Origin of the sequence: Xanthomonas sp. LMG 8993, from assembly GCF_009835065.2 — a bacterium.
GTDB classification, from domain to species: Bacteria; Pseudomonadota; Gammaproteobacteria; order Xanthomonadales; family Xanthomonadaceae; genus Xanthomonas; species Xanthomonas arboricola.
This window is the reverse complement of the sequence record NZ_QVIF02000011.1, coordinates 103,214-128,514: the sequence shown is the minus strand read 5'-3', so window position 1 is coordinate 128,514 and position 25,301 is coordinate 103,214. Positions and strand designations below refer to the sequence as shown.

At 66.4% G+C, this 25,301-nt stretch carries 20 protein-coding genes and 1 riboswitch; of the genes, 12 read left to right on the top strand and 8 right to left on the bottom strand.

Annotated elements, in window-relative coordinates; all coding sequences use genetic code 11:
* Nucleotides 1–143: 143 nt before the first annotated feature.
* The 3 genes from DYQ94_RS17985 to DYQ94_RS17975 all read right to left on the bottom strand — a co-directional run bounded on the left by DYQ94_RS17985 (nucleotide 144) and on the right by DYQ94_RS17975 (nucleotide 3,652).
* Nucleotides 144–1,871, bottom strand: coding sequence for a cation acetate symporter (locus DYQ94_RS17985; protein WP_065033399.1), 1,728 nt, complete (start codon nucleotides 1,869–1,871; stop codon nucleotides 144–146).
* Nucleotides 1,868–2,185, bottom strand: a complete 318-nt coding sequence (locus DYQ94_RS17980; protein WP_039521212.1) for a DUF485 domain-containing protein — start codon at nucleotides 2,183–2,185, stop codon at nucleotides 1,868–1,870. The genes DYQ94_RS17985 and DYQ94_RS17980 overlap by 4 nt, the downstream gene beginning before the upstream one ends.
* An 84-nt stretch (nucleotides 2,186–2,269) precedes the next feature.
* On the bottom strand, nucleotides 2,270–3,652 hold the full coding sequence (locus DYQ94_RS17975; RefSeq protein ID WP_039521213.1) for a DcaP family trimeric outer membrane transporter: 1,383 nt from the start codon (nucleotides 3,650–3,652) through the stop codon (nucleotides 2,270–2,272).
* Nucleotides 3,653–3,946: 294 nt separating this feature from the next.
* On the opposite strand from DYQ94_RS17975, the gene acs reads away from it, so the two are divergent.
* Entirely contained in the window at nucleotides 3,947–5,890 is a 1,944-nt protein-coding gene (acs, locus tag DYQ94_RS17970; RefSeq protein WP_160954428.1) for an acetate--CoA ligase, read from the top strand.
* 255 nt (nucleotides 5,891–6,145) lie between these two features.
* On the top strand, nucleotides 6,146–6,814 hold the full coding sequence (locus DYQ94_RS17965; protein ID WP_016901792.1) for a response regulator transcription factor: 669 nt from the start codon (nucleotides 6,146–6,148) through the stop codon (nucleotides 6,812–6,814).
* An 82-nt stretch (nucleotides 6,815–6,896) separates the two neighbouring features.
* Here the strand turns inward: DYQ94_RS17965 and DYQ94_RS17960 are convergent, their stop codons facing one another.
* Nucleotides 6,897–7,394: a hypothetical protein gene (locus DYQ94_RS17960; RefSeq protein WP_160954427.1), complete on the bottom strand. Its 498-nt coding sequence runs from the start codon at nucleotides 7,392–7,394 to the stop codon at nucleotides 6,897–6,899.
* A gap of 144 nt (nucleotides 7,395–7,538) precedes the next feature.
* Here DYQ94_RS17960 and DYQ94_RS17955 point away from each other — a divergent pair, with 144 nt between their 5' ends.
* The 3 genes from DYQ94_RS17955 to DYQ94_RS17945 all read left to right on the top strand — a co-directional run bounded on the left by DYQ94_RS17955 (nucleotide 7,539) and on the right by DYQ94_RS17945 (nucleotide 9,721).
* Nucleotides 7,539–8,459, top strand: a complete 921-nt coding sequence (locus DYQ94_RS17955; protein ID WP_160954426.1) for a DUF4424 family protein — start codon at nucleotides 7,539–7,541, stop codon at nucleotides 8,457–8,459.
* Nucleotides 8,460–8,950: 491 nt separating this feature from the next.
* Complete coding sequence (locus tag DYQ94_RS17950; RefSeq protein ID WP_184429195.1) at nucleotides 8,951–9,514, top strand: peroxiredoxin family protein; 564 nt, start codon at nucleotides 8,951–8,953, stop codon at nucleotides 9,512–9,514.
* 3 nt (nucleotides 9,515–9,517) lie between these two features.
* Nucleotides 9,518–9,721, top strand: coding sequence for a hypothetical protein (locus DYQ94_RS17945; RefSeq protein ID WP_016901788.1), 204 nt, complete (start codon nucleotides 9,518–9,520; stop codon nucleotides 9,719–9,721).
* Nucleotides 9,722–9,821: 100 nt separating this feature from the next.
* Here DYQ94_RS17945 and DYQ94_RS17940 read toward each other — a convergent pair whose 3' ends face one another.
* On the bottom strand, nucleotides 9,822–11,450 hold the full coding sequence (locus DYQ94_RS17940) for a family 43 glycosylhydrolase (RefSeq protein WP_160954424.1): 1,629 nt from the start codon (nucleotides 11,448–11,450) through the stop codon (nucleotides 9,822–9,824).
* A 356-nt stretch (nucleotides 11,451–11,806) separates the two neighbouring features.
* Here DYQ94_RS17940 and DYQ94_RS17935 point away from each other — a divergent pair, with 356 nt between their 5' ends.
* The 5 genes from DYQ94_RS17935 to DYQ94_RS17915 all read left to right on the top strand — a co-directional run bounded on the left by DYQ94_RS17935 (nucleotide 11,807) and on the right by DYQ94_RS17915 (nucleotide 17,267).
* The gene (locus DYQ94_RS17935; protein WP_160954423.1) at nucleotides 11,807–12,814 is read left to right on the top strand and encodes an aldo/keto reductase; all 1,008 of its coding nucleotides are present in this window, start codon (nucleotides 11,807–11,809) and stop codon (nucleotides 12,812–12,814) included.
* Nucleotides 12,811–13,683, top strand: coding sequence for an amidohydrolase family protein (locus DYQ94_RS17930; protein WP_160954422.1), 873 nt, complete (start codon nucleotides 12,811–12,813; stop codon nucleotides 13,681–13,683). Before DYQ94_RS17935 ends, DYQ94_RS17930 begins: the two co-directional genes overlap by 4 nt.
* A complete protein-coding gene (locus DYQ94_RS17925; protein ID WP_039521219.1) occupies nucleotides 13,680–14,450 on the top strand; it encodes an SDR family oxidoreductase in 771 nt (256 codons plus the stop codon). Before DYQ94_RS17930 ends, DYQ94_RS17925 begins: the two co-directional genes overlap by 4 nt.
* A gap of 158 nt (nucleotides 14,451–14,608) precedes the next feature.
* Complete coding sequence (locus tag DYQ94_RS17920; RefSeq protein WP_016901782.1) at nucleotides 14,609–15,466, top strand: fumarylacetoacetate hydrolase family protein; 858 nt, start codon at nucleotides 14,609–14,611, stop codon at nucleotides 15,464–15,466.
* Between the two features lie 481 nt (nucleotides 15,467–15,947).
* A complete protein-coding gene (locus DYQ94_RS17915; RefSeq protein ID WP_104590333.1) occupies nucleotides 15,948–17,267 on the top strand; it encodes an L-fuconate dehydratase in 1,320 nt (439 codons plus the stop codon).
* Between the two features lie 488 nt (nucleotides 17,268–17,755).
* Here the strand turns inward: DYQ94_RS17915 and DYQ94_RS17910 are convergent, their stop codons facing one another.
* On the bottom strand, nucleotides 17,756–18,124 hold the full coding sequence (locus DYQ94_RS17910; RefSeq protein WP_104575721.1) for an L-fucose mutarotase: 369 nt from the start codon (nucleotides 18,122–18,124) through the stop codon (nucleotides 17,756–17,758).
* The gene (gene fucP / locus DYQ94_RS17905) at nucleotides 18,121–19,428 is read right to left on the bottom strand and encodes an L-fucose:H+ symporter permease (protein WP_126965095.1); all 1,308 of its coding nucleotides are present in this window, start codon (nucleotides 19,426–19,428) and stop codon (nucleotides 18,121–18,123) included. The genes DYQ94_RS17910 and fucP overlap by 4 nt, the downstream gene beginning before the upstream one ends.
* A gap of 180 nt (nucleotides 19,429–19,608) precedes the next feature.
* Here fucP and DYQ94_RS17900 point away from each other — a divergent pair, with 180 nt between their 5' ends.
* A complete protein-coding gene (locus DYQ94_RS17900) occupies nucleotides 19,609–20,358 on the top strand; it encodes an IclR family transcriptional regulator (RefSeq protein ID WP_126965094.1) in 750 nt (249 codons plus the stop codon).
* 598 nt (nucleotides 20,359–20,956) lie between these two features.
* A riboswitch (yybP-ykoY riboswitch) is annotated at nucleotides 20,957–21,119 on the top strand.
* A 12-nt stretch (nucleotides 21,120–21,131) separates the two neighbouring features.
* Nucleotides 21,132–21,716, top strand: a complete 585-nt coding sequence (locus DYQ94_RS17895) for a manganese efflux pump MntP (protein WP_039521230.1) — start codon at nucleotides 21,132–21,134, stop codon at nucleotides 21,714–21,716.
* Nucleotides 21,717–21,812: 96 nt separating this feature from the next.
* Here the strand turns inward: DYQ94_RS17895 and DYQ94_RS17890 are convergent, their stop codons facing one another.
* Entirely contained in the window at nucleotides 21,813–25,262 is a 3,450-nt protein-coding gene (locus tag DYQ94_RS17890; RefSeq protein ID WP_126965093.1) for a hybrid sensor histidine kinase/response regulator, read from the bottom strand.
* Nucleotides 25,263–25,301 lie beyond the last annotated feature (39 nt).

The following is a 25,301-nucleotide window of genomic DNA, read 5'->3' as shown; positions in this document are numbered from 1 at the left end:
CTCGACCGATAACCCCCCCGCCCTTCGCGTCAGAAGACGATCGTAGGGGCGTGGCAACACAGACGCTGCCCGCTGCCAGCCTTGGCCAAAACGCAAAACGCCGGCACAAGGCCGGCGTTCTGCGACTGCGCAGTGACTGTACGTCAGTGACCCGACGCACCGCTGGCACCCAGGCCGGTTTCGGCACGGATCTGCTGCGCCTTGAACGCTGCACGTTCGTTGGCGGCCTGCGGGCTGTGATCCAGGATCGAGAACAGCCAGATGCCGACAAAGCCAATGGTCATCGAGAACAGCGCCGGCGAGGTGTACGGGAACGGCGCCGAACCGGCTGCGTTGCCCAGCGTGTCCACCCACACCGACGGCGACAGGATGGTGAGCACCAGCGACGAGACCAGGCCCAGGAAACCGCCGACCACCGCACCGCGGGTGGTGCAGTTCTTCCACAACAACGACAGGATCAGCACCGGGAAGTTGGCCGAGGCCGCGATGGCGAATGCCAGCGACACCATGAAGGCCACGTTCTGCTTCTCGAACACGATGCCCAGCAGCACCGCGATCACGCCCAGCACCAGGGTGGTGGCACGCGAGACCTTCAGCTCAGAACCCGGCGCCGGATTGCCTTTCTTGATCACCGTGGCGTACAGGTCATGCGACACCGCCGAGGCGCCGGACAGGGTCAGGCCTGCGACCACCGCCAGGATGGTGGCGAAGGCTACCGCCGAGATGAAGCCCATGAACACGTTGCCGCCCACTGCATTGCCGACCAGCACTGCCGCCATGTTGGCCGCGCCCTTGCCGCCGTGGATGGTGCCGGTGGCGACATCGGCGAACTGCGGGTTGGTCAGCACCAGCGCGATCGCACCAAAGCCGATGATGAAGATCAGGATGTAGAAGTAGCCGATCCAGGTGGTGGCCCACAGCACCGACTTGCGCGCCTGCTTGGCATCGGGAACGGTGAAGAAGCGCATCAGGATGTGCGGCAGGCCGGCGGTGCCGAACATCAGCGCCATGCCGAACGAGATCGCCGAGATCGGGTCCTTCACGAAGCCGCCCGGGCCCATGATCGACAGGCCGGCCTTGGCCGCGTCCTCCGGCGATGCGCCGCCATTGGCCGCGATCGCGGTCTTCACCCGCACGCCCTCGGCAAACAGCGCCTCGAAGCTGAAGTTGAAGTGCCACATGATCGCCACCGCCATGAAGGTCACGCCGGTCAGCAGCAGCACCGCCTTGATGATCTGCACCCACGTCGTGGCGGTCATGCCGCCGAACAGCACGTAGACCATCATCAGCACGCCGACCAGGGTCACCGCCACCCAGTAGTCCAGGCCGAACAGCAGCTTGATCAAGGCGCCGGCGCCGACCATCTGAGCGATCAGATAGAACAGCACCACCACCAGCGTGCCCGACGCGGCAAAGCTGCGGATGGCGGTCGGCGCAAAGCGGTAGCCGGCCACGTCGGCGAAGGTGTACTTGCCGAGGTTGCGCAGCCGTTCGGCCATCAGGAAGGTCAGGATCGGCCAGCCCACCAGAAAGCCGATCGCATAGATCAGACCGTCGTAGCCATTGGCCATTACCGCCGCGGTGATGCCCAGGAACGAGGCCGCCGACATGAAGTCGCCGGCGATCGCCAGGCCGTTCTGGAAGCCGGTGATGCCACCGCCGGCGGTGTAGAAGTCCGAGGCCGACTTGGTCTTGGCCGCCGCCCACTTGGTGATCCACAAGGTGCCCAGCACGAAGAAGCCGAACATGCCGATCGCCACCCAGTTGGTGGGCTGCTTGTCGACCTGGCCCATGTCGCCGCCGGCGGCCAGCGCGATGCCGGCCGGCATCAGCCCGGCCAGGATCAGGAGAAGGCGCGAATACTTGCTCATTTGCGGGCTTCCTCGAGGATCTGCGCGGTCAGCTGGTCGTAGGTGTTGTTGGCGCGGCGCACGTAGATGGCGGTGATGACGATGGTGAACACCATCACCCCGATCGCGATCGGGATGCCGATCGAGGTCACGCCGGCACCGATCGGCTTGGCGAGGAATTCCTTGTCGAAGGCGATCAGGCCGATGTAGCCGTAATAGGCCAGCAACATCAGCACGGTGAGGGTCCAGCCCAGCGCGTTGCGCTGGCGCTTGAGTGCGTGGTACTTCGGATTGGCATCGATCTTGGCGATCAGTGCGTCATTCGAGACGGTCATTGTCTGTCTCCTGGTAGAGCGCGGGTAAAACGACGGTGGCCTTGCCCGTCCCACCGCAGTGGAACGAGCCGCCGGTGGCAGAAACTAGAAGCTGTACTTGGTGGTGAATTGCAGGCGCGAAATGTCACCGCTGTCGCCGTTCTCGGCTTCGCGACGGCCATACATCAGCTCCGCGCCCACATCGACCTTGGGCAGCGGCGAATAGAACACGTTGGCGCGGATGCTCTGCTGCGATTTGCTCGCAAGCGCGCCGGTATTGGCGATGTCGTGGTCGTAGTTCACCCGCGAATACATGATCGTGCTGCGCAGCTTGGCGTTGTAGTCGTGGCGCCAGGCCACCCAGCCGGCGATCGTGCTGACGGTCTGGATATTGCCGTCCATGTCGATCTCCACATCCGAGCCGTTGCCCAGGCCCAGATAGCGCCCCAGGCCCTCGCCGTAGCTGAGCTGGTAGCGCAGATCGTTGTTGGAATTGATGATCCAGCGGCCGCCGCCGGCAATCGCGCCGCCGAAGTCGGTGTCGTTGGTCAGCGCGCTGCGCGTGCGGTACTGGCGCGCGATCGCCGACAGGCCGAACGTGCCCCAGGTGCCCTTCCAGTTGTAGCGCGCGGTCAGGTCCGGCATCGCACCGTGGTCGGAGGCCAGGATGGTGTTGCCGCCCTGGTAGGGCGTGGTCAGCGTCTCGGGGTTTTCCGCCGACACGCTGAAGGCGCCACGGGTGTAGCGGATCTGGGTCTGGCGGCTGAACAGCGCGCCGTCGGTCGGCCCGACGATGTCGGCGGCCTCGGGCAGGATCGTGGAATCGATGAAGTTGGACCAGGTCTGGCCGGCCAGCCAGTTGTTCCAGCTCACGTAGGCGTGGCGCAGGGTGCCGCCGTACAGGTTGTTGACCTGGTTGGCCAGCGCGTTGCCGAAGAAATCCAGCTCGATGAAGCCGGTGATCTTGTCGCCGTTTTCGGTGACGGTGTCCACGCCCAGGTTGAAGCGCGAGAACTTGGCATGGAAGTCGGTATCGGTGCTCGAGGCCTGGCCACCGACCGGCGTCTGGGTCGGGATGTACAGGTAACGGCCCACCGCGCCTTCGGGCAATGCGCCGTCGGAGGTGCGGGTGGTCATGAAGTCGGCCTTGATGAAACCACCGTAACGGAACGTTGTCCCCGCCGCTGCGTTCGGTGTGATGCTGGTCAGCTGGATCGGCCGCTTGCCGGCCGGCACCGCAGGTGCAGCCGGTGCCTGCGCCTGCGCGGCACGTACCTCGGTCACCTGGGTCTGCGTCTGCGTGATCTGGCCCTGCTGTTGTTGCTGCGCCGACACCAGCAGCTGGACCTGACGCTCGAGCTCGGCAATGCGTGCTTCCAGCGCCTTTTCCTTGGCGGTCTGCGCGAACGCCACGCCCGGCAGGATGCTCGCCACGAACAAGGCAGCCGCCAGCGGATGGCGCACCAACGGTGCAGTACGGTGTGTCATGGACCCCTCTCCCCGATAAGGCCTCGCGCTTGATGGCGATGCTGTGCGGAGCGTGAGGCAGTCCGCGCTTTGGAGCCTATTCGCCTTTGGTCGTAGCTGCAACGCAGCATTCCGCAAGGTGACCGATCGTCGCACCAGGGCCGGCAACCGATTGCCGATCGCGCGCTGCGGCGGTTAAGACCAAGGTCTAAGGCGCGGTTGAACGCCGGGACAGAATGGATGCGGCACACTGATTGCCTACCGAGGGCAGCCGCAACGTCCTCTTCCGACAAGTTCATCGCAAGTGAGGGTGCCATGGCTGATGTTTATCCCGTCGATCCCGCGTTCGCCGCCGATGCGCGCATTACGCGCGAGCAGTACGCAACGCTGTACCGCGAATCGATCGAACACCCCGAGCAATTCTGGGGCAAGGCCGCGCAGCGGCTGGAATGGTTCAAGCAACCCACCCAGGTAAAGGACGTCAGCTACGCGCTGGACGATTTCCATATCCGCTGGTTCGGCGACGGCGAGCTCAATGCCAGCGTCAACTGCCTTGACCGCCAGCTGGCCACGCGCTGCGACAAGACCGCGCTGTTGTTTGAACCCGACAGCCCGGATGCGCAGTCCTACCCGGTCACCTATCGCGAGCTGTACGAGCGCGTCTGCAAGCTCGGCAATGCGCTGCGCAATCTCGGCGTCAAGAAGGGCGACCGCGTCACCATCTATCTGCCGATGATCGTCGATGCCGCCGTGGCCATGCTCGCCTGCGCGCGCATCGGTGCGGTGCACTCGGTGGTGTTCGGCGGGTTTGCCGCCAACTCGATCGCCGACCGCGTGGTCGATTGCCAGAGCAAGCTGATCATCACCGCCGACGAAGGCCTGCGCGGCGGCAAGAAGATTCCACTCAAGGCCAATGTCGATGCGGCGCTGAAACTGCCCGGCACCAACACCGTGGAAACGGTACTGGTGGTGCGCCACACCGGTGGTGCGGTGGAGATGCAGGCACCGCGCGATCGCTGGTTCCACGATGTGGTCGACGGCCAGCCGGCCGAGTGCGAACCCGAGCGCATGAACGCGGAAGATCCGTTGTTCATCCTCTACACCTCCGGTTCCACCGGCAAGCCCAAGGGCGTGCTGCACACCACCGCCGGCTATCTGCTGTTTGCCAGCTACACGCATGAAGTGGTGTTCGACCTGCGCGAGGACGACATCTACTGGTGCACCGCCGACGTGGGCTGGGTCACCGGCCACAGCTACATCGTCTACGGTCCGCTCGCCAACGGCGCCACCGCAGTGATGTTCGAAGGCGTGCCGAACTACCCGAACGTGTCGCGCTTCTGGGAAGTGATCGACAAGCACAAGGTCAGCATCTTCTACACCGCGCCCACCGCGATCCGCGCGCTGATGCGCGATGGCGAGGAGCCGGTCAAGAAGACCTCGCGCAAGAGCCTGCGCCTGCTCGGCAGCGTCGGCGAGCCGATCAATCCGGAAGCCTGGCGCTGGTACTACGAGGTGGTCGGCGACAGCCGCTGCCCGATCGTGGACACCTGGTGGCAGACCGAAACCGGCGGCATCCTGATCTCGCCGCTGGCCGGTGCGGTCGATCTCAAGCCGGGCTCGGCCACCCTGCCGTTCTTCGGCGTGCAGCCGGCACTGGTGGATGCCGAAGGCAAGATCCTGGAGGGCGCCACCGAAGGCAACCTGGTGCTGCTGGATTCGTGGCCGGGGCAGATGCGCTCAGTCTATGGCGACCATCAGCGCTTCATCGACACCTACTTCCGCACCTATCCGGGCAGCTACTTCACCGGCGACGGCTGCCGCCGCGATGCCGATGGCTATTACTGGATCACCGGCCGCGTGGACGATGTGATCAACGTGTCCGGCCACCGCATCGGCACCGCCGAGGTGGAAAGCGCGCTGGTCTCGCACCCGAAGGTCGCCGAAGCGGCCGTGGTCGGCTTCCCGCACGACGTCAAGGGCCAGGGCATCTATGCCTATGTCACCCTGATCGCCGGCGAAACCCCGAGCGAGGAACTGCACAAGGAACTGGTGAGCTGGGTGCGCAAGGAGATCGGCCCGATCGCCTCACCCGATCACTTGCAATGGGCACCGGGCCTGCCCAAGACCCGCTCGGGCAAGATCATGCGCCGCATCCTGCGCAAGATCGCCGAAAACGCACCCGATCAACTCGGCGACACCTCGACCCTGGCCGATCCGTCGGTGGTGGATTCGTTGGTGAGCGAGCGGTTGGCGCGCTGACGCGCGTCGGAATGGGGAATCGGGAGTGGGGAATGGTTAGAGCCGTTCCCTGAGGAGCGGGGAGTAAATGTTCGGATTGGGGACTCGTAAAAGCGGTCCCCGGTCAACTCCTCTCCACTGCAGATCTTGATTTTCAACCCCGTCACACTGACCTCGCCATTACCTCGCCGTCGCCGTCTTGCTGTTGCTTGCCTTGCTGCCTTCGCTGTTGCCTTTGCAATTCCCCACTCCTAATTCCCGATTCCCAGCCCCTCAATGACCACCCTGCTGATCGCCGATGACCATCCCCTGTTCCGTGAGGCCTTGCGCGGGGCTGTGCAGCGCGTGATGCCGGGGGTGCAGTTGTTCGAGGCCGACACGGTGGATGCGCTGTACACCCTGGCCGATGCGCAACCGGATGCCGATCTGTTGTTGATGGATCTCAACATGCCGGGCGCGCAGGGATTCAGCGCGCTGGTGCACATGCGTTCGCTGCATCCGCAGCTGCCGGTGGTGGTGGTGTCGGCACGCGAAGAACCGACGGTGATGCGGCGTGCGATCGACCATGGCGCGTTCGGGTTCATTCCCAAGTCCGCCGATTCGGACACCATTGGCCGCGCCCTGGCCACGGTGCTCGATGGCGAGCGCTGGATCCCGGCCGAAGCGCAGAACCTGCCGCCGACCGACAGCGAAGAACGCGAAGTGGGCCAGCGCCTGCGCGATCTCACTCCGCAACAGTTCCGCGTGCTGCAGATGCTCGGCGCCGGGCGTCTCAACAAGCAGATCGCCTACGACCTGGGCGTCTCCGAGGCCACCATCAAGGCGCATGTCACCGCGATCCTGCGCAAGCTCGGCGTCACCAACCGCACCCAGGCGGTACTGATGGCCGGCAAGCTCGCCATCGATGCCGACGGCATCGTGCTGCCGCCGCCTGAAGAAGACTGAGCGCATTCGTCGGCCGGCCTGCGAAAACGAAGGCCGATCGCCGCAGCGAAGCGGCGCGTGAGGTCACCACCGCAGAGGACAATCAGCGCAACGGCTGGCCCGCGCAGACCTTCGACGCGCTTTGCGGCGAGGGCACATGCCACACCGCGCTTTCGTTTTCGTCCTCGCCTTCATAGATCGCATAGCGCCCATCGTCCTCGCGATGCATGGTGGGGCTGAAGGTGACGAAATCGGTGCGGCCGTCGGGGCCGATGAAATGCATGTCGCCTCCGCACACGAAATTGGAATTGGTTTCCGGCCCCAGGGCAGCGCAGGTGACCTGCGAGGTCTCCGCGCGCACCACGCGACTGACGCGTGGCCGAACCAGCCCGCGATCGGCGGCCTCGCAGAAGTAATCGGCAAGCACCGTGCGCATCTCACGCTGCGACGGCATCCAGGGCGGACAGCTGCTGTACGCATCGGCGGTGCAGCTTGAGACCACGGCGGCAGGCTGGCTGCGATCGGGCGCAGCAGCGAGGCTGTCTTGCAGTGGCAGCAACAGGCAGGCGGCGACAGCCAGCAGGGAAACGTAGGAAGGCATCGGAGCGTGGGATTGGAGTGCGCAGGGCGTGCGACTGTACGCCATGCGCAGTTGATGCCATGCATGCCCGCGCTGCGGCATCGGCAGGTGCGTGGCATGCTGTGCGCCTGCGGCGCGTCGGTGCGTGCCGGTGCCAGGGGATCCATGCAGCCACTCTCTTTTCCGCGCGGCCCGCTCGGGTTGGTCCTTGCGCTGGCCGTATTCGGCTGCGGCAGTGCGCAGGCCAACGACAGCAGCTTCGGCGACGACAACGGCACCATCCGGCTGTTGCATCAGCACGATATCAGCATGGACAAGGAAGCGCTGCTGCTCAGCGAGGAGCGCGTGCAAGTGGACTACGTGTTCACCAACCACAGCGCGCGCGCATTGAGCGTGCCGATCGCCTTCCCGATGCCGCCGATGTATTTCGGCATGGCCGATCACAGCGAACTGACCGATTTCAACCTGTGGGTGGACGGCAAACCGGTGACCACCACGCGCAAGCTGGTGGTGTTGCTGGACGATGGCAGCGACATCTCCAAGGCATTCGCCGCCACCGGCTGGAGCACCGACGATATCGCCGCGTTCGCCGAATCGGGCAACGTGCCGACCGGGCGCACGCCGTTGCCGGCGCGCTGGATCGACCAGGACCAGCAACCGCGCTTCACGCTCAGCGAGTACTTCGTCTGGCAACAGGTCTTCCCGGCACGGAGCAGCGTGCAGATCCGGCATGCCTACGCGCCCAGCCTGTCCACCGGCGTGCCGCAGGGCAGCGCGTTCCTGCTGGAGTCGTATGCAAAGCGCACCTGCATCGAACCGGCGACCAAGGCCAGCATGCAGCGGCGCGAGGGTGCGCACGGCCTGGGCTGGGCCAACCTGCGTTATGTGCTGACCACCGGCAAGAACTGGAACGGCCCGATCAAGGACTTCCAGCTGACCATCCGCAAGCAGGCCGCCAGCGACATCCTCAGCCTGTGCTTCGACGGTGCGCTGAAGAAGATCGACCCGCTGACCTTCCAGTTCAGGCAGGCCGACTTCGTGCCGATGCGCGATCTGGAGCTGCTGTTCGTGCGCGGCATCGAGTGACCGGCGGGGCCAACACCCGCTAGCCGAACGCGCGTCTGCCTGCTGCCAGCACATTGGAGCCGCGCTGCAGATCAGCGCTGATGGATCATGCACCGCTTGTGCTCGCCTGGCGGCAGGGCGCCGCGTCATCGGTCGGCAATGATCGGTGCCAGCGGCAAGAATCAGATGACGGCGGCAACGCTCGCAGCCACCGATCGCAGGAACACGCGCAGTCGCCGCACGCACTCTTTCATCGATGGTTCGGATAGTACTGCGTGCCCCGCAGACACGGCGCACTGTTGATCGACACACCACCGTTGCGCAATCGCTGCCTGCCGACCGCTGCGCCACTGGCAAGCCCAAGCGCAGCGGCGTGACCGCTTCCACACCCCTGCACCGCGCGACATCGCAGTTGTCGATATCACCATTGACCATCAGCTCATGCCTGGGCAAGGCTCGGGCTTGATGACGCTACTGGAGCTGGCATGGCGCGACGTTTCCCCTGGCTCTGGATCGGGCTGCTGATTGCCTGTGCATTGATCGCCGTGCTGGCATGGCAGAACAAGCAGCTGCGCGCGCAGCAGCAGTTGCTGCAGACCCGCATCAGCGCGCCGTATGACGGCATGTACGTGCCGCGCATCGAGGTCACCGATACCGCCGGCCAGCGTCATCTGCTCGGCGTACCGCAGGGACAGGCGCAGGTGCTGTTCTTCTTCACCACCACCTGCCCGTATTGCCAGCGCTCGGCACCCACCGTGCTGCGTGCGGCGCGGCAGTTACAGGCCAATCTGCCCGGGCGTCCACAGTTGCTCGGCGTGTGCCAGTGCGATGCGACGCAGGCTGAGCGCTATGCGCATGTGCATGGCTTCGATTTCCCTGTGGTCACGTTGACCGATCGTCGCGCGTTGATGCTGTTTCGCGCGCGCAACGTGCCACTGCTGATGGCCATCGACGGGCAGGGGCGCGTGCGCCATTCCCGTCTTGGCGTCTTCGATACCACGGAGCAGGTGCAGGACCTGGTCGCCGCCTTGCGCCGCACGGATGCGCCAGCGGCTTTGGCAACGGTGAAGGAGTAATGCATGAAGAAGCGTTGGGGTACCTTGCGGACGGCGTTGATGGCGGCCACGTTCCTGGCCAGTACCGGTTTCGGTGCGTTCCAGGTGATGGCGGTCGATAACGCACAGCCGAAGACCGAATCGTGTAGTGCGTGGGCCTGCAAAGCCGAATGTCCGGAGTTTGGCGGCGACCTGGGGCAGGGCAACGTCTGCTACTGCTGCGGCTGACAGCGGCTATCACACCTACTGCGCAGTTCAGCCTCATCAGTCGCTGTAGGTCTGACGGCGGGGTCCCCCCGGGCCCCGCCGTTTGCCGACAGCACCGCGCTCAGCGTAGCGCGCGATAGCGGAAATCGCGCAACACCACTGCGCCCTGCTGTGCGGCGTAGATGCCGAGCTGCAGGCTCAGGAAGCCGCCGAACACGTTGTGGTGGAAGCCGGACATTTCCATGCGCGTCGGGTGGCGGATCCACTGCCGGCCCTGGTCGAACGAATAGTCGAAGGTCACCACATGCGCCTCGTTGCTCAGACGCAGGCGGATGCGTCGGTGCGTGTTGGGCGCGCGTGCCCACACCAGTTCTTCGGAGTACTCGTAGGTCTTGATGGTGTCGGGCGTAACGCCGATGCCGACGAAGGCCTTGTGGTTGTAGAACAGCAACAGGCCGCCCTCGGCATTGCCGGTGAGTTCCAGCGTGACCTCTGCGACGTAGCCGCGATCGGGCACGCCGCAGGTCAGTGGCGCGCTGTCGGCCGGCGAGCTGCCGGAACAGGCCAGCGTGAGCGACCGATCTGCCCGTTGCACGCGCGCCTGCTCGCCGGGCCCGGGCGCATGCAGGCTCCATTGGGTGCCGAACCTGTCGCTGGAAAAATCGTCCGACAAGGCGAAACCGCTGAGCGCCGCGTTGCCGGTGGCGTTTGCGCGTGCAGGCGTGGGCAACGGCCTGGACAGATCGCCACCGGTGGCGCGGAACCAGCCATCGGCGGTCCACTCGATCGGCTCCAGCAGGGTCTGCCGGCCAAGCGTGCGGAAGCCGTTTTCGTAGCCGTGATAGACCATCCACCAGTCGCCACGCGGCCCTTCCACCAGCGTGGCATGCCCGCGCGACCACCACGGCTCCTGTTCGGACTGGGTGCGCACCAGCGGGTTGCGCGGGCAGTGCTCCCATGGCCCGTGCACCGAGCGCGCACGCGCGGCGATGACCATGTGCCCGGTGACCGGCCCGGCGGTGCCGCCGACCGCGGTGACCAGGTACAGCCAGCCGTCGTGCCAGGTCAGCTTGGGGCCTTCGGGGGCGAAGTTCTCCACGATCCAGTCGTCGGGATAGCGCCAGGGCGCGTAGGCCGGTTCCACCTGCCCGTCGGTGGCCAGGCCGTCGTCGCGCAGGCGCACCTTGCGGATGCCGTTGACGAACAGATAGCGCTTGCCGTCCTCGCCCAGCACATGGCCGGGATCGATGCAGCCGGCGATCTGCAGATCGATCGGGTCGCTCCAGGGTCCGCGGATGTCGTCGGCCCAGATCACGAAGATCGACCAGCCGGTGTCGTCCGGATTGGCCGGGATATAGATGAAATAGCGGCCATCGTGCTTGCACAGGTCCAGTGCCCAGATCGTGCCCAGCTGCTTGCGCAGCGCCGGGCCGAGCGGCGTCCAGTTGACCAGGTCGGTGGAATGCCACAGCACGATGCCCGGATAGGAAAGGAACGACGAAAACGTCATGTAGTAGTCGTCGCCATCCTTGAGGATGGTGGGGTCGGGGTGATCGCCGGCCACGATGGGATTGAGGTAGCTGCCGTTGCCCAGGTCTGCCTTGCGCTGGCCTTCAATACCGCGCGCCCATTGCGGGGTGCCGGTGCAGGCCGCGCGCGCGTCGCCTGCCAGTGCGGCCGGCGACAGCGGGGCGACGACGGCGCCGGCGGCAAGCACCTTGAACAGGTCCCGGCGGGTGGTGGTTGGCATGGGTGCGCGTTCGTGCGGGACGGGCTGGTATCTAGCCCCAGGTATCGGACCGGGGCAACCGCGCAGGCGACGTTATAGGAAGCGCTCATGCCAGCTGCGGATTTCGACATAGATCAGCTGCCACGACGTGCGGAGCTTGCAAGCGGGCAAGGTGCTGGAATCCACCCATGTCGCACGTGCTGAACACCACCAGCTGCAATGCTGCACTGCAGCGTGATCTGTTCACTTATGATTGCGATATTCATATGCGAACAGTCCGGCACCGGCCGGCTGGTGGACGTTGCGATGCCCAGTGACTGCTTCAACGATTGCGTGAGCACCTGTTCGGCGACCGCCAGCTGCGCGGAGCGTGCTGCGTGACCATTACGCGGCAGCGTCTGGGCAACACCGACGTGCAGCTCTCGGCACTGGGCTTTGGCGCCGCGCCGATCGGCAACCTGTATGCCGAGGTCGCTGAAGACCAGGCACTGGCCGCCGTGGCAGCTGCGTTCCAGGCCGGCATCCGCCATTTCGATACCGCGCCTTACTACGGCTATGGGCTGAGCGAGAGCCGCCTGGGCCGTGGCCTGGCCGGCGTGCCGCGCGGCGCCTATACGCTGTCGACCAAGGTCGGCCGCTGCATCTACGACGATGCGCAGGCCGCCGCCGGGCGCGACGGCTTTGCGGTGGCGGGCCGCCGCGCCGAGTTCGACTACAGCGCCGATGGCGTGCGGCGCGCGTTCGCCTCCAGCCTGGAGCGCCTGGGCACCGACTACATCGACGTGCTGCTGCTGCACGACATCGGTGCGCTGACCCACGGCGACAACCACGCCAACGTGCTGCGCCAGGCCTTGGAGGAGGCCTTGCCGGCGATGGCGGAGCTGAAGGCGGCCGGTGCCTGCGGGGCGATCGGGCTGGGCGTCAACGAGCAGGACGTGGCACTGGAGGTGCTGCCACGCTTTCCGCTCGACTGCGTGATGCTGGCCGGCCGCTACACGCTGCTAGAACAGCATGGCGCCCGCGCCCTGCTCGAGCAGGCGCAGCAACGCAACGTGGCGATCCTGTCGGCCGGCCCGTACAGCTCCGGCCTGCTCAGCGACGCACGCGGCCCCGGCGCCACCTACAACTACGCCCCGGTCGACGCCGCCACCCTGCAGCATGCGCAGCGCCTATACGCGGCCTGCGCGGCATTCGAGGTGGATATCGGCGCGGCGGCGTTGCAGTTTCCGCTGGCACATCCAGCGGTGACCACGGTGGTGGCCGGCATGCGGACGGTGGCCGAGGTGCAGTCAGCCGCCGCACGTCTGCACGCGCCGATTCCGCCTGACCTGTGGCAGCGCCTGCGCGATGGCGGCCTGCTCGACGCGGACCTGCCCACGCCATGAGCCGCATCGACGCACACCTGCATTTCTGGCAGCTGGCCCGTGGCGATTACCACTGGCTGACGCCCGAGCTGGCGCCGCTGTATCGCGACTTCGGCCCCGCCGATATCGGCCAGGCGCTGGACGCTGCCGATATGGAGGGCGTGGTGGTGGTGCAGGCGGCCGCGACCGAGGCCGAAACCCGCTACCTGTTCGAGCTGGCGCGCGCCGAGGCGCGTATTGCCGGCGTGGTCGGTTGGGTCGATTTCGCCGCGCCCGACGCCGCCGCGCGCATCGACGCGCTGGTGCAGGCCGGCGGCGGCGTGCTCAAGGGCCTGCGCCCGATGGTGCAGGACATCGCCGATGTGCAGTGGCTGGCCCAGCCCGAACTGGATGCCGCCTTCGATGCGCTGCTCGCGCATGACCTGGCCTTCGACGCCCTGATCCGCAGCGTGCATGTGCCGGCGCTGCAGGCGCGCCTGAAGCGTCACCCTGACTTGCGCGTGGTCGTCGATCACGGCGGCAAGCCGCAGATCGCCGCGGGCGAATTCGTCGCCTGGGCCGCCGGCATGGCCGCGCTGGCCCAGCATCCCAACGTGCACTGCAAACTCTCCGGCCTGCTCACCGAAGCAGCGCGCGGCGCCGGCGTGGAGGCGCTGGCACCGTATGTCGCGCATCTGTTCGCACGCTTCGGCCCGCAGCGTGTGCTGTGGGGCAGCGACTGGCCGGTGCTGACCCAGCGCGCCGATTACGCGCAGTGGTTCGACATCGCACAACAGCTGGTCGCCACATACGCCGACGGTCATGCCGAAGCGGTGTTCGGCGACAACGCACGCACGTTCTATCGTCTGCCACGGCCGGCGGCCCCCACCCACGGAACCTCTTCGGTATGACTGTCTCGATCCCTGCAACTCCCAACGACCGCCTGCATGGCAAGCGCTGCCTGATCACCGCCGCCGGCGCCGGCATCGGCCGCGAAAGCGCGCTGGCTTGCGCACGCGCAGGTGCGCAGGTGATCGCCACCGATATCGACGCCGCTGCCCTGCAGGCGCTGGCGGCCGAATCGGAGGCCATCACCACCCAGCTGCTGGATGTCACCGACGCGGCGGCGGTTGCCGCGCTGGTCGCGGCGCACGGCCCGTTCGATGTGCTGTTCAACTGCGCCGGCTTCGTGCACCAGGGCAGCATTCTCGATTGCGACGAGCCGGCCTGGCGGCGCTCGTTCTCGATCAACGTCGATGCGATGTACTACACCTGCAAGGCGGTGCTGCCGGGCATGCTCGAACGCGGCCGCGGCAGCATCATCAACATGTCCTCGGTGGCCTCCAGCATCAAGGGCGTGCCCAACCGCTTCGTCTATGGCGTCACCAAGGCCGCCGTGATCGGCCTGAGCAAGGCCATTGCCGCCGATTACGTGGCCCAGGGCGTGCGTTGCAACGCGATCTGCCCCGGCACCATCAAGACCCCGTCGCTGGGCCAGCGCGTCAAGGCGCTGGGCGGCGACGAACAGGCGGTGTGGAAGAGCTTCACCGACCGCCAGCCGATGGGCCGCCTGGGCGACCCGCGCGAGATCGCACAGCTGGTGGTGTACCTGGCCTCGGACGAATCGTCGTTCACCACCGGCCAGACCCACATCATCGATGGCGGCTGGTCCAACTGAGCGCAGCAACGCACCGCCGTGCCGCGCACCGTAACGTGGGCGGCCAGTGCCGGATGCGAGCCGTACTGGCTTGATTTGAGCACGCCGTCCTTATCCACCCGATGCATGCGCGCTAGCGTTGCTGGCCGCTCCATTCCTCACCTGCAAAGGAAGACTGCATGAAACTCGTACGCGTTGGCGCCCCCGGCCAGGAACGTCCTGGCCTGATCGATGGCGAAGGCCGCATCCGCGATTTGAGCGGCGTGATCGACGATGTGGCCGGCGAGCACATCACCAATGCCGGCCTGGACAAACTGCGTGCGCTGGACGTGTCCACGCTGCCGCTGCTCGAAGGCGAGCTGCGCTATGGCGCCGCAGTGGGGCAGATCGGCAAGTTCATCTGCGTGGGGTTGAACTACGCCGACCACGCGGCCGAATCGGGCATGGACGTGCCCAAGATGCCGATCCTTTTCATGAAGGCCACCACTGCGGTGACCGGCCCCAACGACACCGTGATCATCCCGCGTGGCTCGGTCAAGAGCGACTGGGAAGTGGAACTGGGCGTGGTGATCGGCGATGTGGCGCGCGATGTGGCGGTGGACGAAGCACTGAACCACGTCGCCGGCTACGCAGTCATCAACGATCTGTCCGAGCGCGAGTTCCAGCTCGAGCATGGCGGCCAGTGGGTCAAGGGCAAGAGCGCCGACACCTTCGGCCCGATCGGCCCGTGGCTGGTCACCCGCGACGAAATCGCCGACCCGCAGAACCTGTCGATGTGGCTGGAGGTCAACGGCCACCGCTACCAGAACGGCAGCACCCGCACGATGGTGTTCGGCGTGGCCGAACTGGTCAGCCACATCAGCCGCTACATGACGCTGATGCCGGGCGATGTGATCAGCACCGGCACCCCGCCGGGCGTGGGCCTGGGCCAGAAGCCGCCGGTGTACCTGAAGCCGGGCGACGTGATGGAGCTGGAGATCGAAGGCCTGGGCCGCCAGCGCCAGCCGGTGGTGGCGCATCCGCGTGATGCTGCCTAAAGCCCCTCTCCCAACGGGGCACTAGGGCACGGCTTGCGCGCCTCTGGCGCGCGTGCGTTGGTGCGCCCGCGCCGCAAGCGCGGGCCGGGGCGCGTAGCGGGGTTGGGGTGAGGGTACGTAGCGACATATCCAAGCAGTTCGTCGCGATGTGCGTTTGCCGTCAGGCGTGACATGTCGGCATGTGTGTTGATGTGTCATGCGCAAATTTTTCAAGCGATGTGCGAGGGCGTTGAACTTCCAGGTGCTGTCGCGCGTTGGTATCCACACGCAGTTGGTCGTGCAGTGATGCGTTGATCTGTGTTGTTCGTTGATCTGTGTTGCAAACGCATGCGTACCTGCAGCGCTTCAATACAGTCGGCGCTTCGCGTCCGTACCCTCCCCCCAACCCCTCTTCCGAGGGGAGAGGGGCTCAAGCGCACTGCGTTGCTTACGTTTTTTTTGCCCGTTTTCCTATTTCCCGTTTCCATCGCCCAGGACTTCCATGAGCACCATCATCGCCCTCGACACCCACGACGTCCGCTTCCCCACCTCGCGCGAGCTGGATGGGTCGGATGCGATGAATCCGGATCCGGATTACTCGGCCGCCTACGTCGTGCTGCGCACCGATGCGCCGGATGACCTGGCCGGCTACGGCCTGGTGTTCACCATCGGCCGCGGCAACGATGTGCAGACCGCCGCGGTGGCCGCACTGGCCGAGCACGTGGTCGGCCTGTCGGTCGAGGAAGTCATTGCCGATCTGGGTGCGTTCGCGCGCCGGCTCACCAACGACTCGCAGCTGCGCTGGCTGGGCCCGGAAAAGGGCGTGATGCACATGGCGATCGGCGCGGTGATCAACGCCGCCTGGGACCTGGCCGCACGCGCGGCGAAAAAGCCGCTGTGGCGCTACATCGCCGAGCTCAGCCCGGAGCAGTTGGTCGATACCATCGACTTCCGCTACCTCACCGACGCGCTCACCCGCGACGAAGCGCTGGCAATCCTGCGCGCTGCGCAACCGCAGCGTGCGCAGCGCATCGCCACGCTGATCGAACAGGGCTATCCCGCCTACACCACCTCACCCGGCTGGCTCGGTTACTCCGACGAAAAGCTGGTGCGCCTGGCAAAAGAAGCCGTCGCCGATGGCTTCCGCACCATCAAGCTCAAGGTCGGCGCCAACGTGCAGGACGACATCCGCCGCTGCCGCCTGGCGCGTGAGGCGATCGGCCCGGACATCGCGATGGCGGTGGACGCCAACCAGCGCTGGGACGTGGGCCCGGCGATCGACTGGATGCGCCAGCTGGCCGAATTCGACATCGCCTGGATCGAGGAACCGACCAGCCCGGACGACGTGCTCGGCCACGCCGCGATCCGCCAGGGCATCACCCCGGTGCCGGTCTCCACCGGCGAGCACACCCAGAACCGCGTGGTGTTCAAGCAGTTGCTACAGGCCGGCGCGGTGGACCTGATCCAGATCGACGCCGCGCGCGTGGGCGGCGTCAACGAAAACCTCGCCATCCTGCTGCTGGCCGCCAAGTTCAACATCCGCGTGTTCCCGCATGCCGGTGGCGTCGGCCTGTGCGAACTGGTGCAACACCTGGCCATGGCCGACTTCGTCGCCATCACCGGCAAGATGGAAGACCGCGCGATCGAATTCGTCGACCACCTGCACCAGCATTTCCTCGACCCGGTGCGCATCCAGCACGGCCGCTACCTGGCCCCGCAAGCCGCCGGCTTCTCCGCCGAAATGCACCCGGCCTCCATCGCGGAATTCAGCTACCCCGACGGCCGTTTCTGGGTCGAAGACCTGGCCACGGCAAAGGCCTAATCCAACGCATCACCTGATCCCAGGATGTCGTAGGAGCGGCTCAAGCCGCGACAGGCGTTCCCGATTGCCTGATCGCGACCGAGGCCGCTTGTGCATGGAGCACGCGCACGACGGCTCCGGATAGCAGAATTCCGCCACCCGACAGCCGCTTCCGGGTCGAGGACCTGGCCGCAGCGAAGGCGTGACCCAACACGCCGCATCATCTAATCGCAGGATGTGTCGTAGGAGCGGCTCAAGCCGCGACAGGCTTTCCCGATTGCCCGATTGCCCGATTGCCCGATTGCCCGATTGCCCGATTGCCCGATCGCGATCGAGACCGCTTCTGCCTGGGGCATCTGCGACGCAGCTGTCACGCCTGCGCTGCACCACTCACGCTGCGCCCGCAAAAGACACCTTTTTCGACGCCCGGCGGCAGCGGCAGTAAAGACACTCAAGACCAACGCCTCACTGCGGAGCCAACACATCCGCAAAAAACGCAGGCCAACACCCTAACCCTGCCCCGCTCCAACCGCTGCACTCAAGGCAAAGATCTGCCCGGCCTCGCGCCACTTCTCTCCCGGCGCACTGCCAGGCAACGGCTTTTGAAACCGCCACATCAAGTCTTCCCAGGCCTGGATACGCGGATCGGCCGCATCCCGCGCCGCCTTGGCCGCCGGATCGTAGTCGTCGCCGACCTCCATCAGCATCACCAGGCGGTCGCCGCTGCGAAAGATCTCCAGCTCCTGGATGCCGGCCTGCTGCAGCGAGGCCACCACTTCCGGCCAGACCTCGCTGGGCCGATGCCAACGCTCGTACTCGGCGATCAACTGCGGATCGTCGTGCAGATCCAGCACGTAACACAGACGCCGCGTGCTCATGCGCCCACTCCTGCAACCACCGGCGCAGCGCGGCGCGCACGCAACGCGAACAGCAGGATCACCGCAAAGCACCCACCCGGTACCACCATCGCCCAGTGGATACCGGCCATGTCCGACACCGCGCCCATCACCGCCGTCAGCAGCGCGCCACCGATGATGGACATCACCAGCAACGACGAACCCAGCTTGCGCGCATCGTCATGCATGCCATCCAGGCCCAGCGCAAAGATGGTCGGGAACATCACCGACATGAACACGCTGGCAGCCACCAGCGCGTACAAGCCGGTCCAACCGGGGAAGGCGATCGCCACCGCGCACAACACCAGATTGATCGTGGCAAAACTCGCCAGCAACCTGGCCGGCGCCAGATAGCGCAACAGTGCGGTGCCGACGAAGCGGCCGGCCATGAACAGCACCAGCGAGATGGTCAGGTAGGTGGCGGCGGTTTTTTCGGGCGTGCCCGGCACCGCATCCTGCAGATAGCGGATCAGATAACTCCAGATACCGACCTGCGCACCCACGTAGAAAAACTGCGCCACCACCGAAAACATGAAGCGCCGATTGCGCAGCAGTTCGCCGAAGCGTGCACGCTTGGGCGCCACGCCGCTATCGCTCTCCGGCGCGCCGGTGGGAAAGCGCACCAGCGCGATCAGGATCGCCCACAGCACCACCACGGCGCCGATGATCAGATAGGGCGTCTGCACGGCTGAGGATTCGGCGGCAAAGAACGCCTCGCGCGCGGCTGGCGCCATTGCCGCCAGTTCGGCCGGGGTGTGCTCCACCCCGGAGAAGATGAAGTGCTGGCCGACCAGTACGCCGGTGATCGAGCCCAATGGGTTGAATGCCTGGGCCAGATTCAACCGCCGCGCCGCGCCTTCTGCCGGGCCGAGCACGGTCACCAGCGGGTTGGCGGTGGTTTCCAGGAACGCCAGGCCGCTGGCGATCACGAACAAGGCCAGCAGGAACAGCCAGTAGGTATGCACCTGCGCGGCCGGGTAGAACAGGAACGCGCCGCACGCATACAGCAGCAGGCCCAGCACCACGGCCGCCTTGTAGCTGTGGCGGCGCATGAACATCGCCGCCGGCATCGCGAACACGAAATAGCCCAGGTAGAACGCGCTCTGGACCAGCCCTGCCTGCAGGTCGGTCAGCTCGAAGGCCTTCTTGAACTGCTTGATCAGGATGTCGTTGAGGTTGTTGGCCATGCCCCACAAAAAGAACAGGCTCACGATCAACAACAGGGGAACCATGGCGGTACGCGCCAGGTTGCCGCGCGGTGACGCGGCAATGTCACTGTGATGCATGCGACCGATCCCCTCCCAAGGCTGTGGCGCTTGCGTTGCTGTGCGGCGAGCGTACTGCGCACGCCAGCGCCATGCAAATATAAAATCTTTGTTTATATTTGCACGCAAGCGCCACTTCTCACCGCTGCCCGCGATGCCTGTACCCTGGCGCGCCGCAGCCTTGCCTGGAGCCGCAAACGGATGAGCACCGAACCCGCCAAGTACCGCGCCCCCGCCCTGGACAAGGGCCTGGACATCCTCGAGCTGCTCGCCCGCCAGGCGCAGCCGATGAGCATGGGCGCGATCTCGCAGGGCATCGGCCGCTCGCGCGGGGAGATCTTCCGCATGCTGCAGGTGCTGGAGGAGCGCGGCTATCTCACCCGCGACGGCGAGGGCGACTACGTGCTGACCAATCGGTTGTTCATGCTCGGCATGCAGCAGCCGCAGGTGCAGAGCATCAGCGAAGCGGCACTACCGGTGATGCGGCGGCTGGCCGATGCGATCTATCAGCCCTGCCACCTGGTGGCGCCGTCCGGCGACCAGATCGTGGTGATCGCGCAGATGGACGTGCCCAGCGACCTGGGCCTGGTGGTGCGCCCGGGCCACCGCCGCCCATTGACCCATTCCAGCTCCGGGCTGGTGCTGTTCGCGTTCCAGCAGCCGGAGATGCAGGCGCGCTGGCTGGACATGCTCGACGCCAGCGAGGTGCCGTTCGAGCGTGCGCAGTTCCTCGCCGCCGCCGCGCAGGCCCGCAACGATGGCTACGCCATGCAACCCAGCGAAGCGGTGGTGGGCGTGGTCGACCTGACCGCACCGATCCTGCAACGCGGCAGTGCGACCTATACGCTCACCGTTCCCTTCATCGCGCGCCGCCCGGAGTTGGTCGGCCCGCACGCGGCCTTGCAGGCCCTGTGTGCGGCGACGGCGGAGATTTCCGCCGCATTGATGTAGCCGCGACCCGCGCCGGGAGTCTGCGTCGGCGCTGGTGTTTCTGTTGCTCGCTTCCGAAGGCTGACTTCTGCGGTCCTCCCGCAGCGCGGCCGGCCCTGTGCGTGGAGCGCAGCGCGCTCGTTCCGCAGCGCTGCGATGGCAGCCTGGCCATCGCCGTCCACCCGAACCACTTCGCCAGCACCTGCGGCATCGCAAGCCGTGCACATCGAGACGCCGGGGAGATCGCGGCATCGTTGTCGATCGCGGCACTCCTGCACGACGTCTGGAAAGACAGCACGAAGCAAGCGCTGGCTCATGCACGCGCATCCAAGCATGACGTTTCCACTCGCACTGCTTGCAGCACACCCCACATCAGCGGCTTTCCCCGCGTTTTTTCGCTACCTCGGTCACCGGCATGCAGACCGTTCGTCGCTATAGTCAAGGCTATCGGGTGCCGCATCGCGCCGTTGCGTGGACATGCCTGCCTGGCTTTGATGCCTGAAAACAAGGCAAAAACCGCGTCACCCCTGCTCGCAATAGCCACGGCTATAAAGATCAGACCGACCTTCGCGTGCGCTGCAGACGCACCGAACGCGGCCATGCGTTGGTACACTGCGCGCCCCTTGGGGAGTAGCCTGCTTTCGCATCGTCGGAAGCGCCTGCATCAACATACTCGGCCGTTGCGCCGTGGTGCAGGCAACCAGTTCCGGTTTGGCGAGACCAGCGGCATGCGTGCACGACGAAGGTTGGCGCGGGCGCATGTCGTTGTGACCGTGCCCAACCCGAGAATGTCGATGTCCCCTTTTTCCATTGTTTTGATCGGTTTCGCGATGTCGACCGATGCGTTTGCCGCGGCGATCGGCAAGGGCGCGGCGATGCGCAAGCCGCAGTGGCGCGATGCGCTACGCGCCGGCTTGATCTTCGGCTGCATCGAGGCGATCACCCCGGTGATCGGCTGGCTGCTGGGACGCGCCGCGTCCAGCTATGTGTCCGACTACGACCACTGGATCGCCTTCGTGCTGCTCGGTGCGCTGGGCACACACATGATCGTGGCCGGGCTGCGAAACGATGCGGACGACGCTGAAGAAGCAACGTCCGAGACCCCGAAACGGCATGGCTTGCTCGCCCTGGCCACCACCGGTTTTGCCACCAGCATCGATGCGATGGCGGTCGGCGTGAGCCTGGCGTTCCTGGACGTGCATATCGGCGTGGTGGCGGTGGTGGTGGGGCTGTGCACCTTCAGCATGGTCACCGCAGGCGTCATGCTGGGCCGCGTGCTCGGCAACCTGATTGGCAAGCGCGCCGAGATCCTCGGCGGCTTGATCCTGGTGATCGTCGGCAGCGTCATCCTCTACGAACACCTGAGCGGCGCAGCGTAAGCACCTCCCCTCGTAGGAGCGTGCCTGCGCGCGACCGGGCGTTACCGATAAAGCTTCGTCGCGCGCAGGCACGCTCCTACGCTGCAGTCGCACCGCTCAGCGCGTTTTCGCATCGTGATGCGCGCTCAGGAACGCGCGTAACGAGGCCGGCTTCACCGGTTTGGTCAGCAGGCGATAGCCACGCGCACGTGCGAGCTGCTTGAGTTCGTCGCGGCCGTCGGCGGTGAGCAGGGCACCGGCAATCGGCGCGGTGGCGACGGCCTGCAGCGCATCCAGTGTGTCCAGGCCATCGAGCCGGTCGTGCAGGTGGTAATCCACCAGCATCAGATCCGGCTGTTCGCGCGCGCGCTCCAGCGCCTGATCCACGGTGCTGGCGGTGATCACCTCCACCTGCCAGCGACCGAGCAGGGCGCGCATGCCGTCGAGGATCTCGCGGTCGTTGTCCACGCACAGCACGCGCAGGCCCGCCAGCGAATCGCCGCTGGGCAGCGCGCGCGCAACGGCCACCGGCAGCAGCGGCGGCAGCGGGGCTGCCGCCACGCGCGGCAGCAGGATCGAGAACATGCTGCCGCGGCCGACCTGGCTGCGTGCGCTCAGGTCGTGGTCGAGCAGGCGCGAGATGCGCTGGCAGATCGACAGGCCCAGCCCCAGGCCCTGCTCGCCCCAGTCGAACGGCTGCTGATAGCGGCGGAATTCTTCGAAGATCTGCCGCATGTGGTGCTCGGGAATGCCCGGGCCGGTATCCCACACCTGCAGCTCCACGTGCGCGCCGCGGCCGCGCATGCCCAGCACGATGCGGCCCTGGCGCGTGTAGCGCAGCGCATTGGCGAGGAAGTTCTGCATCACCCGGCGCAGCAGGCGGCGGTCGCTGCGCACCCACAACGGGCGACTGTGCACCTGCAGCTGCAGGCCGCGGCTGGAGGCCACCGGCGCGTATTGCGCGGCCAGTTCGTGCATCAGCGCACTGGCATCGAAATCCTCGACCGTGGGCCGCAGGCCGCCGGCATCCAGCCGCGAGACGTCGAGCAGGCCATCGAGCAACTCCTCGGCCGCACGCAGCGAGGCATCCACGCGCTCGGCCAGATGGCGTTGTTCCTCGTTGTTCTGATGGCTCTCGCGCAGCGCCGAGGCGAACAGCCGCGCGGCATTGAGCGGCTGCAGCACGTCGTGGCTGATCGCGGCCAGAAAGCGCGTCTTGGATTGCTGCGCCAGCTCGGCCTCGCGCGAGCGGTCGGCCACGCGCTGCTCCAGGTTCTCGTTGGCGTCCAGCAGCGCGCGTTCGGCACGCTTGTAGTCGGTGATGTCGTTGTAGCTGGTGACATAACCGCCGCCGGGCAGCGCCTGGCCGCGCATCTCGATCACCTTGCCGTCGCTGCGGGTGCGCTCGAACACATGCGGCGAGCCGGCGCGCATGTGGCGAATGCGGCGATCGATCTGATCTTCGATATCGCCCTCGCCCAGCTCGCCGCGCTCGGCGTTGTAGCGGATCAGATCGGCCACCGGACGGCCGACATACAGCATGCCGTCCGGGTAGCCGAACAGCTGCTGATAGCGGCGATTCCACGCGGTCAGGCGCATCTCCGGGTCGACCACGCTGACCGCGGCGCTGATGTTTTCCAGCGTGGTGGACAGGATCTCGCGATTGAAGCGCAGCTCCTGGCCGGCTTCGTCCAGCACCGCCACCACCTCGCCCAGGTCCATGCCCGAGCCGCGCAACAGGCTGGTCAGCACCAGGCGTGCGGAGGCCGCGCCGATCGAGGCGGCCAGCAGGCGTTCGGTGAACTGCACCCAGGCGCGGTCGGCCACCACGGTGGGTTGCAGTTCGCGCTCCAGCAGCACCGCCTGGTCGACAAAGGCGCGGTGCGCATGCCGCTCGCCCACCACGCGCTCGGCCAGGGCCTGCAGGTCGGCCACGCGCACATGCCCGGGCCAGTCGCCGGCCACCGCCGGCCGCTGTGCGTACGGGTCCAGGAAGGGCGCGGCGCGCAGGCGTTCGTCCACCCCGGGGCGCCAGCGTGCGGAGACCAGCATCATCGCGCCGACATTGATCAGCAGCGACCAGAACGTGCCATGCGCCAGCGGGTCCCAGCCGCGCATGCCGAACAGCTGCTGCGGCTGCAACCAGGCGATGCCGAACGGCCCGTCCACCAGCCACTCCGGCTGCAACCAGCCCGCGCGCGTGGCGGCCGGCAGCAGCAGCGTGTAGATCCAGGTCATGAAGCCCAGCACCATGCCGGTCTCCACGCCCTTGCGGCTGGCGCCGCGCCAGTACAACCCGCCGATCACGCCGGGGGCGAACTGCGCCACTGCCGCAAAGGCCATCAGGCCGTAGGCCGCCAAGGTGGTGTCGTTGGCCACGCTGCGGTGGTAGCCGTAGGCGATCAGCGCCAGCAACAGGATGGCGACGCGACGGATCCACAACACCCGCGAGGCCACCGCCGCGCGCGCATCGGCACTGCCGCGGCGGCGCAGCAGCACCGGCATCACCAGGTCGTTGCTGACCATGGTGGCCAACGCGATGCTGGCCACGATCACCATGCCGGTGGCGGCCGAGAACCCGCCCACATAGGCCACCAATGCCAGCACGGTGTTGCCCTGGCTCAGCGGCAGCGCCAGCACCACCGCGTCGTCGACCACCGTGCTGCCCTTGCCGAACAAGGCCACGCCGGCCGACGCGATCGGCACCACCATCGCCGAGATGATCACCAGGTACGCACCGAACAACCAGCGCGCGCGCCGGATGTCGCCGACGTCGCTGCATTCCACCACCGCCACATGGAACTGGCGCGGCAGGCAGATCACCGCCAGAAAGCTCAGCAAGGTCTGCGAAATGAAGCCCACCGACGGAGTGTGCTCGAACAGGGTGCGCGCCGAGTCGGCGATGGGCACCTGGTGGTCGCTCAGCCACACCCAGGCGAACAGGCCCACCGCGACGATGGCGATCAGCTTGATCACCGACTCCAGCGCGATCGCCAGCATCATGCCGCGGTGGTGTTCGGTGGCATCGACCTGGCGGGTGCCGAACAAGGTCGCGAACAAGGCCATCAACAGCGCCACGTACAACGCCGGATCGGCAAGGATGCCGCGCCCGGCACTGCTATGCCCGGTCAGCACCTCCAGGCTCATCGCCACCGCCTTGTACTGCAGCGCCAGATACGGAACGATGCCGACCAGCGCGATCACCGCCACCAGCGCCGCCAGCCGCCGCGAGCGGCCATAGCGCGAAGAGATGAAATCGGCGATGGAGACGGTGTTTTCGGCGCGTGCGATCAGCGCCAGCCGCTCGATGATGCGCCAGCCAAACAGCAGCAACAGCAGCGGGCCCAGGTAGATCGGCAGATAGCCGATGCCGTTGCGCACCGCCGAGCCGACCGCGCCATAGAAGGTCCACGACGAGCAGTACACCGCCAGCGCCAGGCTGTAGACCGCCGGCCGCAGCCACGGCCGCTCCGGGTACAGCGGACGACGGTCGCCCCACCAGGCCACGCCGAACAGCAGCACGGCATAGCCGACGGAGACCAGCAGCAGGATCCAGCTTGATACCAAGGGGCGTTCCTAGGCCAATGCGAACGGGGAGTTTACGCA

Coding starts and splice junctions, on each gene's coding strand:
- DYQ94_RS17985 (WP_065033399.1), bottom strand. CDS start 1,871: ATGAGCAAGTATTCGCGCCTTCTCCTGATCCTGGCCGGGCTGATGCCG.
- DYQ94_RS17980 (WP_039521212.1), bottom strand. CDS start 2,185: ATGACCGTCTCGAATGACGCACTGATCGCCAAGATCGATGCCAATCCG.
- DYQ94_RS17975 (WP_039521213.1), bottom strand. CDS start 3,652: ATGACACACCGTACTGCACCGTTGGTGCGCCATCCGCTGGCGGCTGCC.
- acs (WP_160954428.1), top strand. CDS start 3,947: ATGGCTGATGTTTATCCCGTCGATCCCGCGTTCGCCGCCGATGCGCGC.
- DYQ94_RS17965 (WP_016901792.1), top strand. CDS start 6,146: ATGACCACCCTGCTGATCGCCGATGACCATCCCCTGTTCCGTGAGGCC.
- DYQ94_RS17960 (WP_160954427.1), bottom strand. CDS start 7,394: ATGCCTTCCTACGTTTCCCTGCTGGCTGTCGCCGCCTGCCTGTTGCTG.
- DYQ94_RS17955 (WP_160954426.1), top strand. CDS start 7,539: ATGCAGCCACTCTCTTTTCCGCGCGGCCCGCTCGGGTTGGTCCTTGCG.
- DYQ94_RS17945 (WP_016901788.1), top strand. CDS start 9,518: ATGAAGAAGCGTTGGGGTACCTTGCGGACGGCGTTGATGGCGGCCACG.
- DYQ94_RS17940 (WP_160954424.1), bottom strand. CDS start 11,450: ATGCCAACCACCACCCGCCGGGACCTGTTCAAGGTGCTTGCCGCCGGC.
- DYQ94_RS17930 (WP_160954422.1), top strand. CDS start 12,811: ATGAGCCGCATCGACGCACACCTGCATTTCTGGCAGCTGGCCCGTGGC.
- DYQ94_RS17925 (WP_039521219.1), top strand. CDS start 13,680: ATGACTGTCTCGATCCCTGCAACTCCCAACGACCGCCTGCATGGCAAG.
- DYQ94_RS17920 (WP_016901782.1), top strand. CDS start 14,609: ATGAAACTCGTACGCGTTGGCGCCCCCGGCCAGGAACGTCCTGGCCTG.
- DYQ94_RS17915 (WP_104590333.1), top strand. CDS start 15,948: ATGAGCACCATCATCGCCCTCGACACCCACGACGTCCGCTTCCCCACC.
- DYQ94_RS17910 (WP_104575721.1), bottom strand. CDS start 18,124: ATGAGCACGCGGCGTCTGTGTTACGTGCTGGATCTGCACGACGATCCG.
- fucP (WP_126965095.1), bottom strand. CDS start 19,428: ATGCATCACAGTGACATTGCCGCGTCACCGCGCGGCAACCTGGCGCGT.
- DYQ94_RS17900 (WP_126965094.1), top strand. CDS start 19,609: ATGAGCACCGAACCCGCCAAGTACCGCGCCCCCGCCCTGGACAAGGGC.
- DYQ94_RS17895 (WP_039521230.1), top strand. CDS start 21,132: ATGTCCCCTTTTTCCATTGTTTTGATCGGTTTCGCGATGTCGACCGAT.